A 3500-nucleotide genomic window follows, 5' to 3' on the forward strand; every position below is an offset into this window, starting at 1 on the left:
CCCCCCCCGCCTGTGGGTGCCCTAAAACCCCCCCTCCCCCCCAATTAATTATTCGGGGCGCGCCCCCGCCCCCCACCCCGCCCCCCCGCCTCTCTGCACATCCAGAGGGTGGCTGGTACCGCGAGACCCTGCGCGTCCCCGGTAGCGGACCGATTGGGGATCGTGCCGCAGTCACCGCCATCCACTTCCTGCTCGAAGCTGGTCAGCGTTCCCACTGGCACACGGTCGACGCCACCGAAATCTGGTGCTGGCACGCCGGTAGCCCGCTGCGATTGGGCCACGCCGCGCGCGACCAGGATGCACCGGTGTGGATCATACTTGGCCCCGACATCGTAGCGGGCCACAACCCGCAAACCACGATCCCAGCTGGCCATTGGCAGGCGGCCGAGGCGGTGCATGGCTGGGCGCTGGTCAGCTGCATCGTCGCGCCGGGGTTTGAATTCGCCGGATTCAGGCTGGCAGCGCCGGGGTGGTCGCCGGGCTGAGAAGTAGGGAAGGTGGCCTCCGGCGGGCAGGGTCGCAGACCCTGCACCCGTTTGTTTTTCGGGAAACGCCCTCACTCGAATCCGAACCGCGCAGCAAAGCCGACGTGAATTCGAATGGGTGCAGGGTCTGCGACCCTGCCCGCCGGAGGCCCTTTTTTTGCTCTATCCAGCCACGATTTCCCGGCAATGGGGGCATTTCTTTCGCGGGACCACCAACAGCCCCTGCGCCATCAGCCGCTTGCCGCAGGCCGGGCATTTCAGGATGGCGACCACGGTAAAGCCGGTGGCCAGGAACAGCGGCGGCAGGAAGAAGGCGAGCAGGCGCAGGGGTGTGGGGAAGGGCAGGAACCAGATCAGCACCGGCGCCACGAAGGTGAAGAGCCAGACGCGCCATTGCACGCCATAAAGGCCCTTCAACGGCAGTTCGGCGGTGGGCTCGCGTGTCATCAATAGCGCCAGCTCGTCAGATCAGCCCCCTTTGGTGCGGCGGCTTCGATGCGCTTCATGATCTTGTCCACATACATGGTGTGATAGCGCAACCGGCTGATCTTGTTGAGTTGATTGGGATCGCCATTCCAGCAATGTTCGGCGCGGTCGCCATAGGCGATTTCGCCGAGGAAGGGCGGATCGGCGGTTTTCAGGAAATCTTCGGCCAGATAGACGGCGTTGTTCAGGTAATAATTGTCCATGTCGCCGACATAGAGGAATATCTTGTCGCGGATCTTGGGCCCCAGCGTCTTCCAGTCGCGCTTCATGATGTGGACGAGGTCGAAATTCTCGCGCCAATAGGCGGCGACCTTGGGATCGATGACCCCGGTGCGCTTGTCAAAGATGCGCTGCGGGTAGCCGTCGGCGCCTTGCGGGGAATAGACCGCTTCCCAGATATCCCATTGCTGGCCGGAGCGGGACTTGTCGCCCAGCACCAGTTCCAGCCGTTGTTCCTGTTCCACCGTGTAATCGACATGGCCAAGATAGTTGCGGTGGGCCGGGCGATCGACCTTGCCGAACGGGCCGACCTTCCAGAACAGATTCTTGTCCTCGTACAGGTTCACGTTGGTATATTGCCGGAAATCAATCGGATCGGGGCAGGCGGCAAAGGCGCCGTTGAACTCGTCCGGGTAGAACATCTGCACGGCCAGCGCTTCCCAGCCGCCGGTGGAGCCACCGTAGGTGAAGCGCGCCCAGCCCTGGCCCAGGCCGCGGAACTGTTTTTCGATTTCCGGCACCAGCTCCTTCATGATCGCGTCGCCGTAGGGGCCCAGGTTGGCGGAGTTCACCGCATAGCTGTCGTCATAATAGGGATTGCTGTGGTCGATCTCGACAATGAGCATGCGCGGGAAGCGGTCTGACGTCCACTTCGTGTAGAGGTCGAATGCTTCCTGGGCTTCGACCTTGTTGTAGCAGGGCTCACCAAAGCGCGGTTCCGGCTTGCAGGGCATTTTCGGATCGGGCGGGGTGGTGCTGAAGCCGCCGAAATCAGCCGGGAAATGGCCGTGGTTGATGACCAGCGGGTAGCGGGCTTCTGGGTGCTTGTCGAAATCGCGCGGCACCAGCACGTGGGCGCGCAGGAACACATCAGTGCCCCAGAATTTTGACAGGCGTTCTGATCGCACCTTGATGTGGCGGATGAACTCGCTGTCTTTGGGCTCCACGACGGGCGGGATCACCTTGATCAGCGGGATGGTGATGATGTTGCGGGCGACCGGGCTGAAGCTGACCTTCATCGGTTCCGAGAGGATGTTGCCCGGTTCGGCGCGCCAGTTCTGCCCGGCGCCGCGTGCGGCCGGCAGCTTCACGGTGTGGCCGGAGGCGAGTTTGTAGGTCTGATATTTGTGGAAGACGGCCTGCACCGTGTAATCGCCGGCGGGCACCTTGGAGAGGTCTTCCGCTGGATAGCCGAGCACGCCATTGCCGATGGCGGCGCTGTCACCGGGTTTCAGGCCATCGACGGTGACGCCAAACACCTGCGGCGCATCGGCGCCGAGTTTGACCTGGAAGCGTGGCTCCTTCGATCCATCGGGGGTGATGACCAGGATGATGCGGCCATCGTTGCTGGCGTCGATGCCGGTGACCGGAAGCGTGATTCGGAAATCGGTTGCCAGTGCGGGCACCGCCCACAGCGCCGCCATACTGCCCGCCAACCACGCTGCTTTTTGTCCGTTCATGTTGCGTCCTCCCTGATCACAGGTTTTTAAGCATGGAATGCCAGCACCGGCAACGCATCTTCACTTTGTAGATAAATTTCTGTTAACCATGAATAGAATTGCAGATATGGCTTGAATCGTGGCCGAAAATCCGGCCATGCTCTTGTCAATCAGGATAAACTGATTATTGTGCTGGCAAGCAAGCCTTGATCAAAAGAAAGCGAAACATGCAGCAAATTCTGTCATCCGATGTGATATTGATCAGCTTTTCATTGCTGTTGGGAGGCTTGGTTGGCATGTTTTGGGAACGGTCGCGCGCCGGTAGCAATGGCGATTCAAATGGAAGCGACAAGGACCGTCGCAACAAGCGCTGACAAATAGTAAACAAACAACAATATTCGTTAACGGAAAAATAGTTAACGGGATGCAGTTTCTCTTTACACGCCGTAAATTCCAGCTTAGTAACTTCATCTACCAAGTGTTAACGCGTGAGTTCGGCGTATGATTTTCAGCGGTATCGCACAGTCCGTCGGCAACCTGCTGGCAACCGATGGGGCTCTGATGGTTCTTTCCATGATGTTCGGCGTTCTGGTCGGCATGCTGTGGTCAGGTCGGTCATTCCCGCGTCGACTGCCGCGTTCCCTGGCCCGGGCTTCGGCCAGCCAGTTGAGCCGTTTCAATTGATCATCGCCGGGCTGGCTATCGCCCGACACGCAGACTAGTTTGGCGCCATGCGCGCCCTTCGATTTCTACCACTGTACTTACTGGGGGCGTTGCCAGCGATGGCGACGCCCTCTTTTTGCGCTTATCTCCCCGAGAAGGGGTCGATCGCTGCGGCGGCGCCGGTGCAGACCGTGCCGCCCAAGCCGCG

The 3500-nt window shown here is 60.4% G+C and carries 3 protein-coding genes; 1 reads left to right on the forward strand and 2 read right to left on the reverse strand.

Annotated features, from left to right (window positions below; genetic code table 11):
• The first annotated feature begins 47 nt into the window (after positions 1-47).
• Positions 48-485 (forward strand): cupin domain-containing protein, encoded by a 438-nt coding sequence (locus RMO81_RS12150; RefSeq protein WP_310476156.1) that lies wholly within the window; start codon positions 48-50, stop codon positions 483-485.
• 162 nt (positions 486-647) lie between these two features.
• Here the strand turns inward: RMO81_RS12150 and RMO81_RS12155 are convergent, their stop codons facing one another.
• The gene (locus tag RMO81_RS12155; protein WP_310476154.1) at positions 648-932 is read right to left on the reverse strand and encodes a hypothetical protein; all 285 of its coding nucleotides are present in this window, start codon (positions 930-932) and stop codon (positions 648-650) included.
• On the reverse strand, positions 932-2650 hold the full coding sequence (locus tag RMO81_RS12160) for an alpha/beta hydrolase-fold protein (protein WP_310476155.1): 1719 nt from the start codon (positions 2648-2650) through the stop codon (positions 932-934). Before RMO81_RS12160 ends, RMO81_RS12155 begins: the two co-directional genes overlap by 1 nt.
• Positions 2651-3500: the final 850 nt, after the last annotated feature.

Origin of the sequence: Sandarakinorhabdus sp., from assembly GCF_031422795.1 — a bacterium.
GTDB lineage: Bacteria > Pseudomonadota > Alphaproteobacteria > Sphingomonadales > Sphingomonadaceae > Sandarakinorhabdus.

Coding starts and splice junctions, on each gene's coding strand:
- RMO81_RS12155 (WP_310476154.1), bottom strand. CDS start 932: ATGACACGCGAGCCCACCGCCGAACTGCCGTTGAAGGGCCTTTATGGC.
- RMO81_RS12160 (WP_310476155.1), bottom strand. CDS start 2,650: ATGAACGGACAAAAAGCAGCGTGGTTGGCGGGCAGTATGGCGGCGCTG.